At 36.1% G+C, this 20,060-nt stretch carries 23 protein-coding genes and 1 riboswitch; of the genes, 21 read left to right on the top strand and 2 right to left on the bottom strand.

Translation table 11 applies throughout. From position 1 onward, the window contains the following. Positions 1-26 precede the first annotated feature (26 nt). Positions 27-319: riboswitch (cobalamin riboswitch) on the top strand. Between the two features lie 168 nt (positions 320-487). The 15 genes from cobT to cobK all read left to right on the top strand — a co-directional run bounded on the left by cobT (position 488) and on the right by cobK (position 12,243). Beyond that, positions 488-1,528 carry a nicotinate-nucleotide--dimethylbenzimidazole phosphoribosyltransferase gene (gene cobT / locus ACTCDL_RS05890; protein WP_463174973.1) on the top strand — a complete coding sequence of 347 codons (1,041 nt, stop codon included), beginning with the start codon at positions 488-490 and terminating at the stop codon, positions 1,526-1,528. A gap of 131 nt (positions 1,529-1,659) precedes the next feature. Beyond that, positions 1,660-2,415, top strand: a complete 756-nt coding sequence (locus ACTCDL_RS05885) for an energy-coupling factor ABC transporter permease (RefSeq protein WP_463174970.1) — start codon at positions 1,660-1,662, stop codon at positions 2,413-2,415. 2 nt (positions 2,416-2,417) lie between these two features. Further along, positions 2,418-2,720, top strand: a complete 303-nt coding sequence (locus ACTCDL_RS05880; RefSeq protein WP_463174967.1) for an energy-coupling factor ABC transporter substrate-binding protein — start codon at positions 2,418-2,420, stop codon at positions 2,718-2,720. After that, the gene (cbiQ, locus tag ACTCDL_RS05875; RefSeq protein ID WP_463174964.1) at positions 2,714-3,481 is read left to right on the top strand and encodes a cobalt ECF transporter T component CbiQ; all 768 of its coding nucleotides are present in this window, start codon (positions 2,714-2,716) and stop codon (positions 3,479-3,481) included. The genes ACTCDL_RS05880 and cbiQ overlap by 7 nt, the downstream gene beginning before the upstream one ends. 234 nt (positions 3,482-3,715) lie before the next feature. Continuing rightward, a complete protein-coding gene (locus tag ACTCDL_RS05870) occupies positions 3,716-4,558 on the top strand; it encodes an energy-coupling factor ABC transporter ATP-binding protein (RefSeq protein WP_463174961.1) in 843 nt (280 codons plus the stop codon). A gap of 15 nt (positions 4,559-4,573) precedes the next feature. Next, the gene (locus tag ACTCDL_RS05865) at positions 4,574-4,939 is read left to right on the top strand and encodes a sirohydrochlorin chelatase (RefSeq protein WP_463174960.1); all 366 of its coding nucleotides are present in this window, start codon (positions 4,574-4,576) and stop codon (positions 4,937-4,939) included. 4 nt (positions 4,940-4,943) lie between these two features. Continuing rightward, the gene (locus ACTCDL_RS05860) at positions 4,944-5,561 is read left to right on the top strand and encodes a precorrin-8X methylmutase (RefSeq protein ID WP_463174959.1); all 618 of its coding nucleotides are present in this window, start codon (positions 4,944-4,946) and stop codon (positions 5,559-5,561) included. Positions 5,562-5,753: 192 nt separating this feature from the next. After that, positions 5,754-6,857, top strand: coding sequence for a cobalt-precorrin-5B (C(1))-methyltransferase CbiD (cbiD, locus tag ACTCDL_RS05855; protein ID WP_463174958.1), 1,104 nt, complete (start codon positions 5,754-5,756; stop codon positions 6,855-6,857). 107 nt (positions 6,858-6,964) lie between these two features. Continuing rightward, the gene (gene cbiE, locus ACTCDL_RS05850) at positions 6,965-7,591 is read left to right on the top strand and encodes a precorrin-6y C5,15-methyltransferase (decarboxylating) subunit CbiE (RefSeq protein WP_463174956.1); all 627 of its coding nucleotides are present in this window, start codon (positions 6,965-6,967) and stop codon (positions 7,589-7,591) included. After that, positions 7,584-8,171, top strand: coding sequence for a precorrin-6Y C5,15-methyltransferase (decarboxylating) subunit CbiT (cbiT, locus tag ACTCDL_RS05845; RefSeq protein ID WP_463174954.1), 588 nt, complete (start codon positions 7,584-7,586; stop codon positions 8,169-8,171). The genes cbiE and cbiT overlap by 8 nt, the downstream gene beginning before the upstream one ends. Before the next feature lie 4 nt (positions 8,172-8,175). Continuing rightward, the gene (cobI, locus tag ACTCDL_RS05840; RefSeq protein ID WP_463174952.1) at positions 8,176-8,898 is read left to right on the top strand and encodes a precorrin-2 C(20)-methyltransferase; all 723 of its coding nucleotides are present in this window, start codon (positions 8,176-8,178) and stop codon (positions 8,896-8,898) included. Positions 8,899-8,985: 87 nt separating this feature from the next. Then, positions 8,986-9,738, top strand: a complete 753-nt coding sequence (cobM, locus tag ACTCDL_RS05835) for a precorrin-4 C(11)-methyltransferase (RefSeq protein ID WP_463174947.1) — start codon at positions 8,986-8,988, stop codon at positions 9,736-9,738. After that, on the top strand, positions 9,738-10,784 hold the full coding sequence (cbiG, locus tag ACTCDL_RS05830; RefSeq protein ID WP_463174945.1) for a cobalt-precorrin 5A hydrolase: 1,047 nt from the start codon (positions 9,738-9,740) through the stop codon (positions 10,782-10,784). Before cobM ends, cbiG begins: the two co-directional genes overlap by 1 nt. A gap of 29 nt (positions 10,785-10,813) precedes the next feature. Further along, positions 10,814-11,497: a precorrin-3B C(17)-methyltransferase gene (gene cobJ, locus ACTCDL_RS05825; RefSeq protein ID WP_463174974.1), complete on the top strand. Its 684-nt coding sequence runs from the start codon at positions 10,814-10,816 to the stop codon at positions 11,495-11,497. Beyond that, a complete protein-coding gene (gene cobK, locus ACTCDL_RS05820; RefSeq protein WP_463174943.1) occupies positions 11,494-12,243 on the top strand; it encodes a precorrin-6A reductase in 750 nt (249 codons plus the stop codon). Before cobJ ends, cobK begins: the two co-directional genes overlap by 4 nt. Before the next feature lie 72 nt (positions 12,244-12,315). On the opposite strand, the gene ACTCDL_RS05815 is transcribed toward cobK, so the two are convergent. Continuing rightward, on the bottom strand, positions 12,316-12,447 hold the full coding sequence (locus ACTCDL_RS05815) for a hypothetical protein (protein ID WP_258176123.1): 132 nt from the start codon (positions 12,445-12,447) through the stop codon (positions 12,316-12,318). 239 nt (positions 12,448-12,686) lie between these two features. On the opposite strand from ACTCDL_RS05815, the gene cobU reads away from it, so the two are divergent. The 5 genes from cobU to ACTCDL_RS05790 all read left to right on the top strand — a co-directional run bounded on the left by cobU (position 12,687) and on the right by ACTCDL_RS05790 (position 19,457). Continuing rightward, positions 12,687-13,286, top strand: a complete 600-nt coding sequence (gene cobU, locus ACTCDL_RS05810) for a bifunctional adenosylcobinamide kinase/adenosylcobinamide-phosphate guanylyltransferase (RefSeq protein ID WP_463174940.1) — start codon at positions 12,687-12,689, stop codon at positions 13,284-13,286. 304 nt (positions 13,287-13,590) lie between these two features. Continuing rightward, complete coding sequence (locus ACTCDL_RS05805) at positions 13,591-15,102, top strand: cobyric acid synthase (protein WP_463174937.1); 1,512 nt, start codon at positions 13,591-13,593, stop codon at positions 15,100-15,102. A 313-nt stretch (positions 15,103-15,415) separates the two neighbouring features. After that, on the top strand, positions 15,416-16,930 hold the full coding sequence (locus tag ACTCDL_RS05800; protein WP_463174932.1) for a cobyric acid synthase: 1,515 nt from the start codon (positions 15,416-15,418) through the stop codon (positions 16,928-16,930). Between the two features lie 2 nt (positions 16,931-16,932). Beyond that, complete coding sequence (gene cbiB / locus ACTCDL_RS05795) at positions 16,933-17,883, top strand: adenosylcobinamide-phosphate synthase CbiB (protein WP_463174928.1); 951 nt, start codon at positions 16,933-16,935, stop codon at positions 17,881-17,883. Positions 17,884-18,089: 206 nt separating this feature from the next. Next, entirely contained in the window at positions 18,090-19,457 is a 1,368-nt protein-coding gene (locus ACTCDL_RS05790) for a cobyrinate a,c-diamide synthase (protein WP_463174925.1), read from the top strand. Positions 19,458-19,544: 87 nt separating this feature from the next. Here ACTCDL_RS05790 and ACTCDL_RS05785 read toward each other — a convergent pair whose 3' ends face one another. Beyond that, positions 19,545-19,748 carry a DUF6471 domain-containing protein gene (locus ACTCDL_RS05785; RefSeq protein WP_463174924.1) on the bottom strand — a complete coding sequence of 68 codons (204 nt, stop codon included), beginning with the start codon at positions 19,746-19,748 and terminating at the stop codon, positions 19,545-19,547. 127 nt (positions 19,749-19,875) lie between these two features. On the opposite strand from ACTCDL_RS05785, the gene ACTCDL_RS05780 reads away from it, so the two are divergent. After that, a partial coding sequence (locus ACTCDL_RS05780; protein WP_463174921.1) for a helix-turn-helix domain-containing protein occupies positions 19,876-20,060 on the top strand: 185 nt, incomplete at its 3' end.

The following is a 20,060-nucleotide window of genomic DNA, read 5'->3' as shown; positions in this document are numbered from 1 at the left end:
CAGATGTGTATAAGAGACAGAAATAAAATTGAATATAAAAGTTAGGTGCTTTTAGAGATATCTAAAGGAGAATAGGGAATCAGGTGAAAATCCTGAGCGGACCCGCCACTGTAAAAAGCAGTTAATGGTATTATACGAAGAGTCATCTTTTTAGACTCGGAGGGATAGTTTATAGTTGACAGTGTACAGTTAAAAAACTGTTAAAGTCAAGTGACTATTAACTTTAATAGATTGTAGAAACCACTTGGTATTCAATATATCAGGGAAGGTACAGTTTAATGCTATAAGTCAGGAGACCTGCCTAATTTTTAAAGCTTACTTAAGCTTCGGGAGTAAAGAAAAGTAAGGAGATTGTTCTATAGGGATAGGTATATCTATATCTATATTTATATTTATATACGTTCGTTTTTTAACCCCCTTAATCTTCTTAATGGAGATTAAGGGGGTTTTTAGTTTAAATCAACTTTAAATTACAAAGGAGATAAAGATGAAAATATTAAAGAAGATTTTAGGAGAGATTGAAGAGTTAGACCAGGTTAAGATCAAGGAGGCAAAGCAGAGGTTAGATACTTTGACTAAGCCCCAAGGGAGTTTAGGGAAATTAGAAAAGATAGCAACTAAGTTAGCTGGAATAACTGGAGATGTATTTGCTCCAGTTGATTGTAAAGCTCATGTAGTAATGGCTGGAGACCATGGAGTAGTAGAAGAGGGGGTTAGTGCTTTTGCTCAAGAAGTAACGGTAGCAATGATTCATAACTTCTTAAATCAGGGAGCTGCTATTAATGTTTTGGCTCAGCAGGTGGGAGCAGAGGTTATAGTGGTAGATGTAGGTGTTGCTCAAGAAGTAGGTGCAGAAGGCTTAGTGGTTAAGAAGATCAAAGCTGGAACTGATAATTTTACTCAAAAAGCAGCTATGACAGAAGCAGAGGCGATAGCCAGTATAGAGGTAGGAATTGAGGTTGTAGAAGAGTTGGTTGATAGAGGGGTTAATTTAATTGGAACTGGTGAGATGGGCATTGCTAATACTACTTCTAGTAGTGCCATTATAGCGGCTTGCACTGGGTTATCAGTAGATGATGTGGTTGGTTATGGGTCAGGGATTGATGATAAAGGTCTTGCTAGAAAGCAAGAGGTAATCAAGCAAGGCTTAAAGTTAAACCAACCAGATAGCAATAACGGAATTGATATTTTAGCTAAAGTAGGTGGTTTAGAGATAGGAGCTATGGCAGGGATGATGTTAGCTGCTGCAGCTAAGAAAGTTCCAGTTATAGTTGATGGAGTGATTTCTGGAGCTGCTGCTTTAATTGCCAAAAAGTTGGAGCCAAAGGTAGTAGGCTATTTAATCCCTTCTCATAAATCAGTAGAGCCAGCCCATATTAAGACCTATGAGATTTTAGGCTTAGAGCCTATGTTGGATTTGGATATGAGATTAGGAGAAGGGACAGGAGCGGTCTTAGCCATGAATTTAGTAGAAGCAGCCAGTAGAATTATTAAAGAGATGGCCACCTTTGAGGAGATAGGGCTGTAGTTGTAGTGAAACTTAATGGGGAGATTAGGATAGTTTTTTTTGGTATTTAGGAGTTAGAGGTTTAGGTAGTTAGGCAGTTTCTAAACACCTACCCACCTGTCTACCTAATAAACAAAGTAAGGAGGATATTAATGTTTAAATTGAAAGCAAAGAAAAGTTTTGTGTTATTATCAACACTATTTATGACGTTATTGCCAAAGCAGGTTGAAGCGATGCATATTGCTGAAGGTTTTCTACCTATCAAATGGGCAGGAATTTGGTGGGCAGTTGCGCTACCTTTTTTGGCTTTAGGAATTAGGCAGATTAAAGAGTTAGTTAAGGAGCAAGGAGCAGGTGTTAAGGTATTATTAGCAGTGACAGGTGCTTTTGTTTTTATCTTGTCATCACTTAAGTTGCCTTCGTTAACAGGGAGCTGTTCCCATCCAACGGGAATTGGATTGGGTGCTATATTATTTGGACCTTGGCCGATGGTGGTCTTAGGTTCTATTGTACTTCTTTTTCAAGCAATATTATTGGCCCATGGTGGTCTAACTACCTTAGGAGCTAATCTATTTTCAATGGCGATAGTAGGAGCCTTTGTAGCTTATGGAGTATATAGGTTGCTTAAGAGTATGGGAGCACCTCGATGGCTAAGCATATTCTTAGCTGCAACCTTAGGAGATTTGATGACTTATGTAACAACTGCTACACAATTGGCCTGGGCTTTTCCAAGTGGAGAAGGTGGAGTTTTACTTTCATTAACTAAATTCTTAAGTGTCTTTGCAGTAACTCAGCTTCCTTTGGCTATTACTGAGGGGCTATTAACAGTACTGGTTTTTAATCTAATCCACCAATATAATGAAAATGAATTAAAAGAGCTTGCAGTTATATCCAAGGGGAGGAAATGAGCATGAACTTAGCCCAAAAAAATTTAATGATAATACTCTTGATCTTAGTTATTACTATTATTCCATTATTAATAATGCCTAATGCTGAATTTGGTGGTGCTGATGGAGCAGCAGAAGGGATTATTGCAACGATCAATCCTGATTATCAACCTTGGTTTAATAATATTTGGGAGCCTCCCAGTGGAGAGATTGAGAGCTTACTGTTTGCTTTACAAGCTGCCTTAGGTGCAGGGATATTGGGTTATTATATTGGAGTTAAAAAAACTGAAGCTAAGTATAAAGGTAAATCAGAAGAAGAATGTTAAATATTGATCAATATGCTTATTCTAATCAACTTAGTAAGATTCACCCTATGGAGAAGATATTATTTGCAATAGGAATTATGATAGTCTGTTTAGTAGCTAATTCAGTCTATATTTCCCTAGTTGTTATTTTGTTGATGGCGGGGGTAATAACTCTGGGTGCTAGAATATCTATGAAACTATTGATTAAATTATTGGCTATTCCAGTCTCTTTTTTATTGTTTAGTATTTTGGCAATTATTATTTCTATTACTACAGATGAAAATACTCTGTTATGGTATGTAGCTTTGGGAAAGGTCAAGGTGGGTATTCAAAGTAGAAACTTGTTAGTGGGGATTAACTTATTCTTAAGGTCGTTAGCCGCAGTATCTTGCTTATATTTTTTAGCTTTGACTACTCCTGCAGTGGAGATTATCAATATATTTAAAAAAATGAAATTACCCGAAATCTTTATAGAGTTGATGATACTGATCTATAGACTATTATTTATACTATTAGAAACAGCTAATCAGATTAGACTCTCTCAACTGTCTCGTTTAGGCTATACATCTTTTAGAAATTCCCTGCTCTCTTTAAGTAAATTGATTGCCCGTTTATTTATTAAAGCTTATTACCGTGCTAGAGAACTAGTAATAGCTTTGGAAGCTAGGGGATATGATGGAGAGATTAGAGTATTAGCACGAGAACATCAACTTTCTAAGAGGAATTTGATAACTATTTTTTTAATTGAATTTTTTTTGATAATTGTTACGGTATATAGTTAGATTTAATGGGTATATTGCGACACTTTTACTTTAGTGTACAATGTACAGTTGACGGTTGACAGTTAAATTCAAACCCTTTAAGGTCTTTGATTTTGGTCTTTTAACTGTAAACTGTACACCGTCCCTACGAGTTTAAAAACCAAAACTCTTCGTGTAAACCACTGTCAACTCAAAAAAGTGTCGCAATATCTCATATAATGTCATATTTTAATTTCATTATAAAGTTGAACGGAGGTGGTCTTATTGTCTGAAATAATACTTGAAGCTAAAAATCTTGATTTTATTTATCCTGATGGAACTAAGGCTTTAAATGATTTATCTATTAAGGTACCTAAAGGTAAGAAGCTTGCACTATTAGGACCCAATGGAGCAGGAAAGTCTACTCTCTTTTTGCACTTTAACGGGATTTTGCAGCCTCAATTTGGGGAACTTAGCTTTGCTGGAAAGAGAATTAGCTATAAGAGAAGAGAGTTAAAGAAGCTAAGAAAGAGTGTAGGGATTGTCTTTCAAGATCCTGATAAGCAATTATTTTCGGCAAGTGTCTTAGAAGAAATCTCCTTTGGCCCCTTTAACCTGGGTTTATCCGAAAGTGAGGTAAAAAATAGGGTAGATGAGGCTATGAGTACTCTTGGAATTAGTGATTTAAAGGATAGACCTACCCATTTATTGAGTTATGGTCAGAAGAAAAGGGTATCGATTGCTAGTATTTTGGCAATGAAGCCCAAGGTGATTATCTTTGACGAACCGACAGTCTGGCTCGATCCTAAGCAGGCAGAAGAGATGATTGTATTTTTTAATCAACTACAGCAGAAGGGGATAACAGTTATTATCTCAACACATAATGTTGATTTAGCTTATTTTTGGGCTGATTATATCTATGTTATGAAGGCTGGGAAGTTGATTGGTGAGGGGATAGCAGAAGAGGTATTTCAAGACGAATTACTTATCTCAGAAGCTAGTCTAGTTCAACCTTGGCTAGTAGAAGTATATCAAGGGTTAAAGCAGAAGGGTTTGGTCAAAGATGGAAGTTATATTCCTAGAAATAAGAAAGAATTTTTAGAATTAATAGATAATTAGAGGAGGAGATTAAAAATGAAAACAGGTGTAATTATCTTAGGTCATGGAAGTAGAACAGTAGAGGCAAACCAGGTCTTTGATAGTATAGTAAAGATGGTTAAAGAAGAGATAGATTATGAGATAGTAGAGAAGGCATCAATGGAGCTGGCTAAGCCAAGTTTGGCTGAAAGTGTAGAGATGGTCGTTAAAGCTGGGGTTAAGAAGGTAATAGTAGTTCCTTTATTCTTGTTTCCTGGTATACATATACAAGAGGATATTCCTAAATTACTTAAGTTAGAGCAAAACAAGTATCCGGAGGTTGAGTTTATCTTTGGTAGAAATATTGGTGCAGATCAGAAGATAGCGGAGCTAATGGTAGAACGGGTAAAGGAAGTAGGATGAGCTTATGGATTTTAATAAAGATCCTAGAGGAATTGAAGTTAGAAGTATGGAGATTATCACTGAAGAGGTGGGAGACTTAGGTCAAAGTCCTCAAGAGGATAAAGTAATTAAACGGGTAATTCATGCTACAGCTGATTTAGAGTTTGCCAAGTTAGTAGTGATTTCTAAGGGAGCAATTGAAGCTGGCTTAGCAGCCCTTAAATCAGGTGCTAACATCGTGACAGATGTAAATATGCTAAAAGCAGGGATTACTAAAGGTAAGAGCAGAGAATTAAAGATTAAGGTGGATTGTTTTATTAGCAATCAGGAGATTGCCACAGAAGCTAAGAAGCTGGGGATAACAAGGTCAATGATGTCGATGAGAAGAGCAGCTCAAGATAAAGATAATAAGGTTTTTGCCATTGGCAATGCCCCTACAGCTCTCTTTGAATTGATTAAATTAGTTAAGGAAGGAAAGGCAGCACCAGAGTTGATTATTGGGACTCCAGTTGGCTTTGTAGGAGCTAAGGAGTCTAAAGAGGAGCTAGAGAAGCTGGATATCCCTTATATTACTGTTAGAGGAAGAAAAGGTGGAAGTCCAGTAGCAGCATCGATTGTTAATGCGTTGCTTTATATGTGTTAAGGGAGCTATATAGGTATATGGTGACACTTGCGTGTCGGGAATCAGGAATCTGGAACCAGTGTTTATAACTGATTCCTGACTATTGATTCCAGATTCCTAAAAGTGTCGCATTATCATTCTATTATCTAAATCTCAGTATAATTTTAAATATATACTCTAAGCACAAAGTTATGAGTATGGGAAGGTGTTAGAATGGTTTTTGATTCCTACGTAGTCAAAAATGGAAAAAAATTAAGAAGAGGATATACAACAGGGAGTACGGCTACAGCAGCAGCAAAGGCAGCTACTTATGTTCTTTTTACTGGTAAGAGAATAGCTAAAATAGAGATAGATACACCAGCAGGAATTAAGTTGGATTTAGAGGTAGATATCTTGGAAATAAAAGAGGGATGTGTAACTGCTTCAGTCTTAAAAGATGGTGGCGATGACCCTGATGCTACTGATGGGATTGAGATAATTGCTAAGGTGGAAGAGATTGAAGCAGGTATTGAATTATTGGGAGGAGAGGGGGTTGGTCAAGTGACTAAGCCTGGATTAGCAGTAGAAGTAGGAGAGCCTGCTATCAATCCTGTACCTAGAAAGATGTTAAAAACTGAGATTAACAAAGTTTTACCTGCTGATAAAGGGGTAAGGGTTACTATTGAAGTTCCTGAAGGTGAGAAGATAGCCAAAAAGACTTTCAACCCCAAACTAGGAATTATAGGTGGAATCTCTATTTTAGGAACTACAGGGATTGTAGAACCGATGTCAGAGAAGGCTTATTGTGATTCTTTAGCTATTAATATCAGTCAGGCTGTAGCCTTAGGAGAAGAAGAGTTGATTTTAGTCTTTGGCAACTATGGAAAGAGAATGGCAATAGATTTAGGTTTTAGAGAAGAGCAGATTATTAGAATGAGTAACTTTGTAGGCTTTATGCTCAAAGCATGTGTAGCTAAAGGAGTCCAAAAGATAATTCTATTAGGACATATTGGCAAGCTGGTCAAGGTAGGAGCTGGAATCTTCAACACCCATAGCCATCTGGCTGATGCTAGATTAGAGACCATTGCTGCTTATACTGCTTCCTTAGGTGGGAGCCGAGAGTTAATCAATCAGATCTTAACTGCCAATACTGCTGAAGAGACCATAGAGATAATTAGAGATGCTGGATTTGAAAAGGTCTTTAATCTATTAGCAAAAAGAGTAAGTATTAGGGCTAAGGAGCATGTTGATGGAGAATTAGAGGTCAAGTCTCTTTTATTTTCAATGCAAGGAGAAGTGCTTGGAAGTTATAATTTACAATTAACGATTGACAATTGACAATTAAGATCTTACAAAGATATAAATGTTTTTATTTTTAGGATTTTGAATTTTAATTGTAAATTTTACATTATAAATTGTTAATTGGTCTTAAAAGGGGTGATCTAGTGAACAAGATACATATCTTAGGGATAGGTCCTGGAAGTAGAGATTATCTATTACCGATTACAGAGCGGATTGTCAGTAGAGCTGATATTATCATTGGTGGAAGTAGGGCTTTAGAGTTATTTAAGGATTATAATCAGGAGAAAATACAGATTACTGCTGATTTAGCAAAAATCAAAGATTATATAGAAGATAATTATCTAACTAAGAAGATAGCAGTCTTGGTTTCAGGGGACCCAGGCTTGTATAGTATGTTGAGTTATTTAAAGAGATTTTTTTCTGATGATGAGCTAGAGGTTATACCAGGTATCAGTGCCATTCAATTAGCCTGTGCTAAGGCAAAATTGATTTGGCAGGATGCTTATATTACTAGCTTGCATGGGAAAAGAGATAAGGAAGCTTTATTAGAGCTGATCTCTACTAAGGATAAAGTAGCCTTCTTTACCGATAATAAATTTCCTCCTAACGAGATTGCTGAGTTTTTAGTGGAGAAGGGAGTAAGGAATAAGATTGGAATTGTAGCAGAGAATTTATCTTACGAATCAGAAAGGGTAGTAGAGACTTCTTTAGAGGAGTTAAGTAAGCAAAAATTTGCTAAATTAACGGTGATGGTGATTTATAATGGATAACTGGAATTATAGAACTGCAGGGATTCCTGATAGTGAGTTTATTCGTGGTGAAATTCCTATGACCAAAGAAGAGGTCAGAACTATTAGCTTATCTAAGCTTCGTTTAAAAGAGGATAGTATTATTTATGATATTGGTGCTGGAACAGGATCAGTAGCAGTAGAGACTGCTTTATTAGCCTCCAAGGGAAGGGTCTATGCAATTGAGAGGGAAGCAGAGGGGGTTGACTTAATTAAGAGTAATTCTGCCAAGTTTCAAGTAAGTAATCTAGAAGTAAGACAGGGTTTTGCTCCTGAAGTTCTGCTAGATTTACCTGAAGTTGATCGGGTCTTTATTGGAGGTAGTGGAGGAAAGTTGGAGGAGATTTTAGATGTGATAGATAAGAAGCTAAAAGTAAAAGGTAGAGTAGTGATTAATGCAATCACCTTAAATACCTTGAATTCTTCTATTAAGAAGTTAGAGGAGTTAGCTTATGATTTGGAAATCACTAATATTGCAGTAACTAGAACACGGCAAGTAGGGGATTATCAGATGCTACAAGGCTTGAATCCAGTATATATTATTAGTGGTGAGAAAGGATGATTAGATGGCTGGAAGATTATATGGATTAGGGATTGGACCAGGAGATTCAGAGCTGTTGACTTTAAAGGCAAAACGAATCTTAGAAGAGGTTGATTTAATCTGTACTCCCCAATCGAGTAAAAATAAGAGTAGTGTAGCTTTAAATATAGTAGACGAGGTAGTAGATTGCCATGGGCGAGTGAAGTATCTATTCTTTCCTATGACCAAGGATAGAGCAAAATTAAGGCTAGCTTGGGATCAAGCAGCTGAAGAGATTATAGAGTTATTAGAAGCTGGTCAGGATGTAGCCTTTATTACTTTAGGTGATCCTTTATTATATAGTACTTATATCTATATTTTAGAGAGGGTTAGAGGAAATGAGTTTGAAGTTCAAACAGTACCTGGTATTACTTCAATCAATGCGTGTACTGCTAGATTGAATCTGCCTTTAGCTGAAGGAAAAGAGAAGGTCATGATTATTCCTGCTGCTTATGACTGTGACGATTTAGTAGAGATATTGACTAGCTATGAGAATGTAGTGTTGATGAAGGTCTCTAAAAATTATGAGGAGATAGTCAGGTTGTTGGATAAGTTAGATTTAGTAGAGAATGGGGTCTTTATCAGTCGCTGCGGGCAAGAAGGAGAGTTCATTACTAGAGATTTGAATTCATTGATTGGTGAAAAGATAGATTATTTATCGATGATTATAGTTAAAAGAAAATATAGTGTGAGTTATGAGTGTGAGTAAAAAATTCTTTTTTAAGTTCTTGAACTCACACTGACACTAACCACTCACACTAACCACTCACACTTAAACAAAAGGAGGGAAGCTAATATGAAAGTCTATTTTATTGGAGCAGGAGCAGGAGACCCAGAATTATTGACTATTAAAGGTATGAAGGCTTTAAAGCAGGCTGAGGTAGTTATCTATGCTGGTTCTTTGGTTAATCCTGCTATCTTAGATTATGCTCCTCAAGCAGAGGTCTACAATAGTGCTACCATGAACTTAGAAGAGGTCTTAACTACTATAGAAAAAGCGGTTAAAGCTGAAAAGATAGTAGCTAGAGTCCATACAGGAGACCCTAGTCTTTATGGAGCTATACAGGAGCAGATAGATTATTTAAAAAAACAAGGGATAGAGTATGAGATTATTCCAGGGGTTAGCTCCTTTTTAGCAGCAGCGGCAGCTATAGAGCGGGAGTTTACCTTACCTAGTGTCTCTCAATCATTGATTATTACTAGGTTAGAAGGGAGAACACCTGTTCCTGCTAAAGAGAGTTTGGAGAAATTAGCCCAGCATCAAACTTCGATGGCTATCTTTTTGAGTGTACATATAATTGGAGATGTGGTAGAAAGATTAAGTAAGGAATATCCAATTAATACTCCAATTGCGGTGATTCAAAAGGTTTCTTGGTCTGATCAAAGAATAGTCAAGGGGACTTTAAAGAATATAGCAACTAAGGTTCAAGAGGCAGAAATTAAGAAGACTGCTATGATTTTAGTAGGAGATTTTTTGGATAGTGATTATGATAAATCAAAGTTATATGATAAGAACTTCAGCCATGAATTTAGAAAGGCAGAAAAGTAATGAAACTGGCAATTATCGCCTTGACTGAATCGGGAAGGGCTTTAGCTAAGAGTTTAGGAGAGAAATTAGAAGAAGCGGAGATTTATTTACCAGTTAAATTGGCTGAAGGTGAGGATATACATAGTTTTGATACAACTTTAAGGGAGTTAGTGGCTAAGCTGTTTAAAGAATATGATGCTTTAGTCTTTATTATGGCTTTAGGGATTGTAGTTAGGGTAATAGCACCTTACTTAGCTGATAAGAGAAGGGATCCAGCTGTGCTAACCATTGATGAGACTGGGCAGAATGTAATCAGTACCTTATCAGGGCATCTGGGGGGAGCTAATTCATTGACAGAGAAGATTGCGACTTTAATTGGAGCAAATCCTGTGATTAGCACAGCAACTGATTGTCATGGAAAGTTGGCAATTGATTTACTTGCTCAGAGATTAGATTGTGAGATTATCCCCTTTGAGAATTTGAAATTAGCCAATTCAGCAATAGTCAATGACAAGACTTTAAATATCTTTACAGATTATCACTTAGAGTTAGATGAAGATGAAGATGATAATATTAATTTATATCCTTTAAAGGAGCTAGGGCAGAAGGAAGGTTTTCCTGTAATTATTACAAATAAAGCTATTAAAGCTATTGATTTGTCAGTAGAATATCTACAATTAGTTCCCAAAAATATTATTTTAGGTATTGGCTGTAGAAAAGGGATCAGTGTAACAGAGGTAGAAGAGGCTATCTCATATGCTTTAGAGAAGTTGCAGCTAAGAAGAGAGAGTATCAAGGCTTTAGCTACTGTTGATTTAAAAAAGAAGGAAAGAGGAATTATAGAGGCTACTCATAGCTTAGAGGTTCCCTTAAATATTATCAGTAGAGCAGAGATTAAAAGGGTAGACTTTGAATATACAAGCTCTGAATTTGTCAAAGAGAAGATAGGAGTTGGTGGTGTATGCGAACCAGTAGCAATCTTAAGTGCCAAGAATCCTCAGTTACTCCTACCCAAGACGATCAAAGGAAGGGTAACAGTAGCGGTAGTAGAGGAAAGCTTTATGTAGTGGGAATCGGTCCTGGGGATATCGAATATATGAGTCTGAAAGCCTATCGAATCTTGCAGCAAGTAGATGTAGTGGTTGGTTATCAGACTTATATTAAACTATTAGAAGAGGTATTGACTGAAGAACAACAGGTAATCAGTAATGGTATGACCAAGGAGGTAGAGCGTTGCCAAGAAGCGATTAATTTAGCTTTAGAGGGTGCAGAGGTGGCAATTGTCAGTAGTGGTGATCCTGGAGTCTATGGTATGGCTGGATTAATTTTAGAGTTAGTAAAAGAAAAGCCTAAGCTAGAAGTGGAGATAATTCCAGGAGTTACAGCAGCTAATGCAGCAGCTTCATCACTAGGAGCACCTTTAATGCATGATTATGCGGTGATTAGCTTGAGTGATTTGATGACACCTTGGGAAGTAATAGAGGATAGATTAAAGAGAGCAGCTGAGGGAGATTTTATAGTTGCTTTATATAACCCTAAAAGTAAGAAGAGAATTAAGCAGATTGAAATTGCTAGGAATATCTTCTTAGAGAATAGGAGTGCTGATACTCCTGTAGGTATCGTTCGTAAGGCTAAACGAGGGGACGAGGAGTTGATTGTTACTACCTTAGCAGAGATGTTAGAGCATCAGATTGATATGCTAACTACGGTGATTATAGGAAATTCTCAGACCTTTAAGCAAGGTGATTTAATGGTTACCCCGCGTGGCTATCAGCTATGATTTTGGTTTTGGCTGGAACTAAAGAGAGTCGAGAGATAATCAAGAGGTTACAGAAGATAAGTCAGCCTCTATTAGCTTCGGTGGTAACAGATTATGGCTATCAACTCTTAGTAGAATCAGGGATTGAAGTAATTCAAGAAAAACTAAGTCCAGAAAAGATGGAGAGATTAATTAAAGAGAAGAAGATTATTAAAATTATTGATGCCACCCATCCCTTTGCTCAAGAGGTCTCTTTGACTGCAATTAAGGTTGCTCAGAGCTTAGGGATAGAGTATTTACGTTTTGAAAGGAAAAGTTTAGAATTTACTAATAATGAATTGCTCATCAAGGTTGATAGTTATAAAGAGGCTGCTAAGCAAACTAAAGAGTTTAATAGAATCCTGTTAACTATTGGGAGTAGAAGGCTCCATTATTTTGTAGAGGAGTTAGAGAACTGGCAGGAGAGGTTAGTGGCAAGGGTACTACCTAATTGGAGGTTTATTAAGGAAGCAAATGAGTTAGGGTTTATCCCTAGAAATTTGATTGGGATGCAGGGACCTTTTACTAAGGAGTTAAATCAAAGGCTATTAGAGGATTATCAGATTGATGTGCTAGTAACAAAAGCAAGTGGAAAGGTAGGAGGAGTAAATACTAAGTTAGAGGCTGCTTTAGAATTAGGTGTTAAGGTGATTTTGATAACTAGACCAGCTATCGAGTATCCAAAGATAGTAAATGATATTGAGAGTTTAATGGAGATATTGAGATAGTGTGAGTGATTAGTGGGAGTGTGAGAAAAAGCTGATAAAAGACTCACCCCCACACTCGCACTTGCACTCATACTATTTCTTATTATAAGCCAATAAGATAACTTCTTTATCTGGGTGATCTTGATTGATCTTATCTTCAATCTTCTTAATCTCTGCCAATTCTGTTTGACTCAATTTAGAAAATTGATAATTTTCCATAGACATAGTATCACCTCCTGTATTATCAGCATGGCTCTTTATTAGTGGATTTATACAGATTAGCTGATGATGGTTAATGGGGAGATTGGGACACTTTTAGGAATCAGAAGTCAGTAACCAGTTATCAGTAAAACAGACTGATTCCAGATTCCCGATTCCTGACACGAAAGTGTCGTAATCTCTATTTATTATGCTACTATTCTAATACCAGAAGAAACTATATTATAAAATAAGGAGGTATTCCATTGAGCAGATTAATTTTAGTTTTAGGTGGAGCTAGAAGTGGTAAGAGTAGCTTTGCTGAGGAGATAGTGACTAAGCTAGGCGGTTTAGATGTAACTTATCTTGCTACTTCAGAAGTTAGAGATCAAGAGATGGCAGATAGAGTAGCACATCATCAGAATTCTAGACCGGTAGAATGGTCTACTATTGAAGAGTCCAGGTATATAAGTGATGTGTTAGGTGATTTGAATGAGGGGGCAGTAGTCTTATTAGATTGTTTAACTTTATTGATTTCAAATCTATTATTAGATGATGAAGAATTTGGAGAAGGAGATTATGGTTTTAATAGAAGGGATAAAGAAGAAGAGATTATTGTTGAAGTTAAGAGGATTATTGGAGAGGTCAAAGATAGAGATTTAACTTTAGTAGTTGTTTCTAATGAAGTTGGGCAAGGGCTAGTTCCACCTTATAAATTAGGGAGGGTTTATCGGGATATTGTGGGGAGAGTCAATCAATTAGTGGCGAGCGAAGCTGATGAGGTCTATATTACTTATGCAGGAATACCAGTAGAGATTAAAGAATTAGGGGAAAGAGTTAAAAAGCAATTTACAATGTACAATTAACAGTTGACAATTAAAATTCAAGAGATTAAAAGTAGAATTAGATTTTAATTAAGATATAAAAATTAAATCTTAAATTATTTACCCACGAATGCCCACTAATTTTCACGCGCTGTGAAGGAAGAATGACTGAGGAAGTACTCTTGGGGCGAATCAAAACAATTCTTTGACGCTGATTCTCGCTGATTAAGTTCTGACTTAATTAGTATGAGTGAAACTATTTTTTATCAATTATTTTGAACTTGACCTTAATTGTTAATTCTACATTGTCAATTGTAAATTATAATTTAAGGTTGGAGGTAAAGCAATGGCTAAAACAATTATGTTACAGGGAACCTCATCAAATGTAGGTAAGAGTATTCTAGCTACCGCACTCTGTCGAATCTTTACACAGGATGGCTATCAGGTTGCCCCCTTTAAATCTTGGAATATGGCCTTGAACTCTTATGTAACGGCTGATGGTGGTGAGATTGGTCGAGCTCAAGCAATTCAAGCAGATGCAGCAGATGTTGAGATCAATGTAGATATGCAACCTTTTTTGATTAAACCTAAGGGTGATGGTCAATCCCAAGTTATAGTCAGGGGAAGACCTATAGGTGATTTTGGAGTCGATAGAAAGAGTCCAGAGTATATTGAATGGGCAATGGAAATCGTCGATGATTCTCTAAGTAGATTATCTGCTCAATATGAACTGATAGTTTTAGAAGGTGCAGGAAGCCCAGTCGAGATTAATATCAAGGATAAGGATATTGCCAATATGAAGGTGGCTAAATTGAAGCAGACTCCAGTATTATTGGTAGCAGATATTGATCGAGGTGGAGCTTTAGCAGCAGTGGTAGGGACTTTGAAGTTATTAGAGCCAGAAGAGAGAGATTTGGTTAAAGGGATTATTTTGAATAAGTTTCGGGGAGATTTTGAGTTATTGAAATCTGGAATTGATATCTTAGAAGAAAAGACAGGAAAGCCTGTATTAGGTGTAATACCCTATCTAAAGGATATCAGAATTCCAGCCGAGGATTCAGTTGCTTTAGCTGACTTTTGTAAGCAAGAAGGAGAGGTTAAGGTTGGAATAATTAATCTCCCTCATATCTCTAATTTTACTGACTTTGATTCTTTAAGTCATGAAGTAGGGGTAGGAGTTGATTATCTGGGAGCAGATGCTGATTTGAATAATTATGATGCTATTATTATCCCAGGTACTAAGAATACCATCCTTGATTTAAACTACCTCCATACCAGTGGTTTGGCAAGGAAGATAATTGCTCAAGCCAATGCTAGCAAGACTGTGATAGGTATCTGTGGTGGCTATCAGATGTTAGGTAAGAAGTTGATGGATCCAGATTTAGTAGAGGGTAGGATTAGACAGATAATAGGTTTAGGCTTGCTAGATATAGAGACTACTTTCAGTAAAGAGAAGAGAACCTATCAGGTGAGTGGAAGGGTTTATAGTGATTTAGATCTTTTTAAAGTATTGAAAAATGAGCTAATAACAGGCTATGAAATTCATATGGGAGATACTAAACTTGCTAATAATGACCAAGCTCTCTTTAAGATAGAGGCTCGTTCTAAGGCGCAGGTAGATCTTCTTGATGGTTGCTATAATCAAGCTCTTAGAGTCTGGGGAACCTATCTCCATGGTATTTTCGATAATGATAACTTTAGAAGAGTATTTATCAATTCTTTACGAAGAGAGAAGGGCTTAAAGGAGTTAGCGAAGGAGTGCTCTACTAGAAAGACTTTAGTGGAGAGTTATGATAGATTGGCTGAAGCTGTTAGAGAGAATTTAGATATGGATATGATTTATCAGATTATAGAATAGTGACAAGTAATGAGTAATGAGTGATGAGCAAAAAAATTAAATTCCTTAGATTTTAATTCTTGTTTCTTTCATAACTTAATCTTAAACTTAAACTCATATATATAGAAACCGATAAAGATTTCATATTAGAAATTTTAAAAGAAAAAGAGCAAACAAGAATGATTTTTTGTCACGAATTACACGAATTAGTTCAAAAGATTTATTCATTAAATTAATTTTTTACTCTTTTTATTTGTGTTTGATTAGTGTTAATTCGTGGCTAAAGAAATTTAAATTCTTTTTCGTGTTTTATATAGTATAGGATGGTGATAAATTGGCACAGACAATTATGCTTCAGGGAACAGGCTCTCATGTGGGCAAGAGTATCTTAAGTTCTGCTTTATGTAGAATCTTAGTAGAGGATGGCTATCGGGTGGCACCCTTTAAATCTCAGAATATGGCTTTGAACTCTTATGTTACTAGAGCTGGCGGTGAGATTGGACGAGCCCAAGCAGTACAGGCTGAAGCTGCTAAAGTTGAGGCGACAGTAGATATGAATCCTATTTTATTAAAGCCAACAGAGGATAGTAGCTCCCAAGTAATTATCCATGGTAGAGCAGTTAAGAATATGACTGCTCAGGAGTATTTTAATGACAGTTTATTTGGTTTAGCGGCGATTAAAGCTTCCTTAAAGCGATTAAAAGAAGCTTATCAAATTATTGTAATAGAGGGTGCCGGAAGTCCTGCTGAGATAAATTTACGGGAGGTTGATTTAGTCAATATGAGAGTAGCCAAATTGGCAGCTGCTCCTGTTATCTTGGTAGCAGATATTGATCCTGGCGGGGTATTTGCTAGTATTATTGGTACTTTTGAATTATTGAATGAAGAAGAACGAAGTAGGATTAAAGGGATCATTATCAACAAGTTCCGTGGTGAAGTCAAGCGACTAAAGAAGGGGATAGCCTATCTTGAAAAAGAGACAGGGGTACCGGTTTTGGGAGTAATCCCTTATTTTAAAGATCTCAAGCTTCCAGAAGAGGATGCAATTCCAAGTTATATTCAAGGCAGTGAGGATTATCAGTTAGATATTGGAATAATTAGCTTGCCCCATATCTCTAACTTTACAGACTTTGCTAGCTTAACCCAAGAGCCTGGTGTCAGAGTCCGTTATCTTAAAGCTCAAGATAGCTTAGAAGGGGTCGATGCAATTATCTTGCCTGGGACGAAGAATACTATTGGAGATTTAGAGTACCTTTATAAAAGTGGAGTTGCAGATGAGCTTATTCAAAGAGCTAATAAAGGGACTACGTTAGTTGGAATCTGTGGTGGTTATCAGATCTTAGGTAAGAGTATCTCTGATCCCTTTAAGGTAGAGTCTGAAAAAGAAAGTATTAAGGGTCTAGGATTATTAGATATGATAACTACCTTAGAGCAGCAGAAGACTACAAGCCAAATTAGAGCTAAACTGCTCTCTAGAGATATATTTATGGAGTTATATGAAGATATTTTGGAAGGTTATGAGATACATCTAGGTCAGAGTAGATTAGGTAAAGAAAGCAATTCTTTGTTAGAGATAGTTAAACGGTCTGGTGAAGAAGTCTCTATTAGAGATGGGGCTTATAATGAACAGGGCAATGTTTGGGGAACCTATCTTCATGGTATCTTTGATAATGACCACTTTAGAAGAAAGTTTATCAATAAGTTGAGAGTCGATAAAGGCTTAGCTCCTATCAAATCTGAGCTCTTTAATATCAAAGCTAAGAGAGAAGAGGCTTATGAGAAATTGGCTACCCTAGTTAGAGAGAATCTAGATATGAAAAAGCTATATCAGATCATAGGAGTGAAGTAACTATGGCAGAAGAGTGGATATTACTTATAGCAGTTATCATAGATTTAATCATTGGAGACCCTAATTTTTATCCCCATCCAGTAATCATTATAGGAAAGATCATCAATTATCTAGAAAAAAACTTTAGAAAGTTAGTTACAACTAAAAGAGCAGAGAGAATAGCTGGTCTGATTTTAGCAATTTTAATAATCACTTTGACTTATATCATGTCAAAAGCTATAATCTATTATTCTTATCGAGTTAATTATTATTTAGGGCTAATGGTCAATATCTGGTTATTATCAACGACTATTGCAATTAAAGGATTAGTACAAGCTGGCTTTGCAGTCTATCAAGGGCTATTAGCAGGAAATTTGGAGTTAGCACGAGAACAGTTGGGCTGGATTGTAGGTAGAGATACTGATAATTTAGCAGAAGGCGAGATAGTTAGAGGGACCATTGAAACCCTTACTGAGAATACCAGTGATGGGATAATTGCTCCTATCTTTTATGGAATGTTTGGTGGTCTTCCATTAGCAATGACCTATAAGGCAGTCAATACCTTAGACTCGATGTTAGGGTATAAGAATCAAAGGTATCGTTATTTTGGTTGGGCGGCAGCTAAGCTAGATGATTTAGCTAATTGGATTCCAGCTAGAATAACAGCTTGTTTATACATATTAGTAGCTTTAATCAAGGGTAAGGATTGGAGAAATGCCATTAGAATTATTTTAAGAGATGCTAGAAAGCACCCTAGTCCTAATGCTGGATATCCTGAAGCAGCTATAGCAGGAAGTTTAAATATTCGCTTAGGTGGGGTTAATTATTATCATGGTGAAAAGAGTTTTAGAGCTTATTTAGGTGATGCTAGGAAGGAATTTGATCAGAAGCAGATTCAAGATATTATTAGTTTGATCTATTGGAATGTAGGGATGTTTTTGGTGATTTATTATTTTATTCAATTCTTATATTAAGTTTAGGGTTATATGGGTATATTGCGACAGTTTAAGCTTTAGCTACGGGGTTTTAACCCGTAGTGTAACATATCATCATCACCACAGGTTAAAACCTGTGGCTAGTAAATTTATCATTATAAAAACTGTCGCACTATCTCTATATAATCTCATATCTAAATAATAAGTTTCACAATATAAATTAAAAAGTAATTGGAGGTGTAACTATGTATCCTAGAATAGTCATAGCAGGAACTCAAAGTGGGGTAGGGAAGACGACAGTGGCGATAGGTTTGATGGCTGCTTTGAGTAAAAAAGGTTATCAGGTATATCCTTATAAGGTCGGTCCAGATTATATCGATCCAGGGTTTCATGCCCTAATCACAGGAAATTCTTCAAGAAACTTAGACAGTTATCTCTTAGGTGAAGAAGGGGTTAAGGAATCTTTTTTGCACTCTGCTACGAAAGCAGACATTTCGATTATTGAAGGGGTAATGGGCTTATTTGATGGTAAGCAGGGGCAGCAGGATAAGGGGAGTACTGCCGATATAGCCAAAATTTTAGATGCTCCTGTTATTTTAGTATTGGATGTGAAGAAGATGGCACAAAGTGCTGCTGCGATAGCCTATGGTTATAAGAACTTTGATTCTAAGCTAAATATTGTAGGAGTTATCTTAAATAATGTTGGTAGTGATAGGCATTATAGGATGGTGAAGGAAGCAATTGAAGCTGAGGTTGGGTTAAAGGTATTGGGATATCTACCTCGCCAAAAGGAGTTATCTCTACCTGAAAGGCATTTAGGGTTAGTACCTACTGCTGAAAGTGAAGAGCTAAGAGAGTTTATCTCTAAGTTAGTTAAATTAATCACAGAGTATATTGACTTAGAAGAGCTTATCTCACTATCTAAAGATGTCCCGAATATAGAATTGAAGCCTAGAAGGTTATTTATCAAAAATAATAAATATAAGGTTACTTTAGGGGTGGCTTATGACCAAGCCTTTAACTTTTATTATCAGGACAATTTTGATATTTTAGAAGGTTTAGGTGCAAAATTGAAATTTTTTAGTCCGATTAAAGACAAAGAAGTACCTGAAGTTGATGGGCTTTATATCGGTGGAGGATTTCCAGAGAGCTTCTTGTTGGAGTTATCGGAAAATAGAAGTATGAAAGAGAGTATCTATCAACAGGTTAAAGCTGGATTGCCGATTTATGCTGAATGTGGGGGCTTGATGTATTTAACAGAAGGGATTAATAATTTTGATGGTACTTTCTTTTCAATGGTGGGAGCAATTCCTGTTCAAGTGAAGATGGAGAATAGACTACAGGCGATGGGATATGTTAAGGCTGTAGCTACTAAGGATAATCTCTTGTTAAAAGCAGGTCAAGAGGTCAAAGGCCATGAGTTTCATTATTCTAAATTAATCAATCTAATAGAGGATGATAATTATGCCTATCAACTCTTTGGTGGTAAGGGAGCAGATGGGAGATATGAAGGGGTGGCTGTTAATAATTTATTGGCTAGTTATCTACATCTTCATTTTGGGTCTAATTTAGATATGGTCAAGAGATTTTTGACAATTTGTAGGAATAATTGATATAGTTATAGATTTTATTAAAAGAAAACCCGATGGGCTTGCCCTCGGGATGAATTTTAATATTTTTAATGCAATATCGATATTGTATTAAAAATTCCAATTGATTTTAGCACCTATAATATCAGCTATGTCTTTGACTTCTTTGTATTTGATAGTACCTCTTGATAGTTTATTACTTAAATTTTGAACACTATCATCACGATTATGTTTTTCATTTAAAGCACTAACTAAATCAGTCATAGTCCAACCAGTTCTAGCAAGGTAAGATTTAATTTCTTGTTTAATGGTCAAAATGGGCACCTCCTATAATTATTATACTTATAAGTTTAATAGTTGTCAAATCAATTTAAATATATACTTGATAATTTAAACAAAATCATATATAATTAAACTATACAGTATAAAGGAGGTGGATATAGTGATTAAGAAATTCAAACCAATTAACAAAGCGTATAAGTTTAGAATATACCCTAATCAAGAGCAAAAAGAATTAATTGATAAAACTATTGGTTGTAGCAGATTTATCTTTAATGAGTTTTTGACTAAAGCTAAAGAAGATAAATACCAATCATATTCCAAAAACTCCTGTCTCTTATACACATC

It is taken from the genome of Orenia sp. (assembly GCF_055140805.1).
The sequence above is the reverse complement of the archived record's forward strand: the minus strand, read 5'-3'. Positions and strand labels throughout refer to the sequence as shown.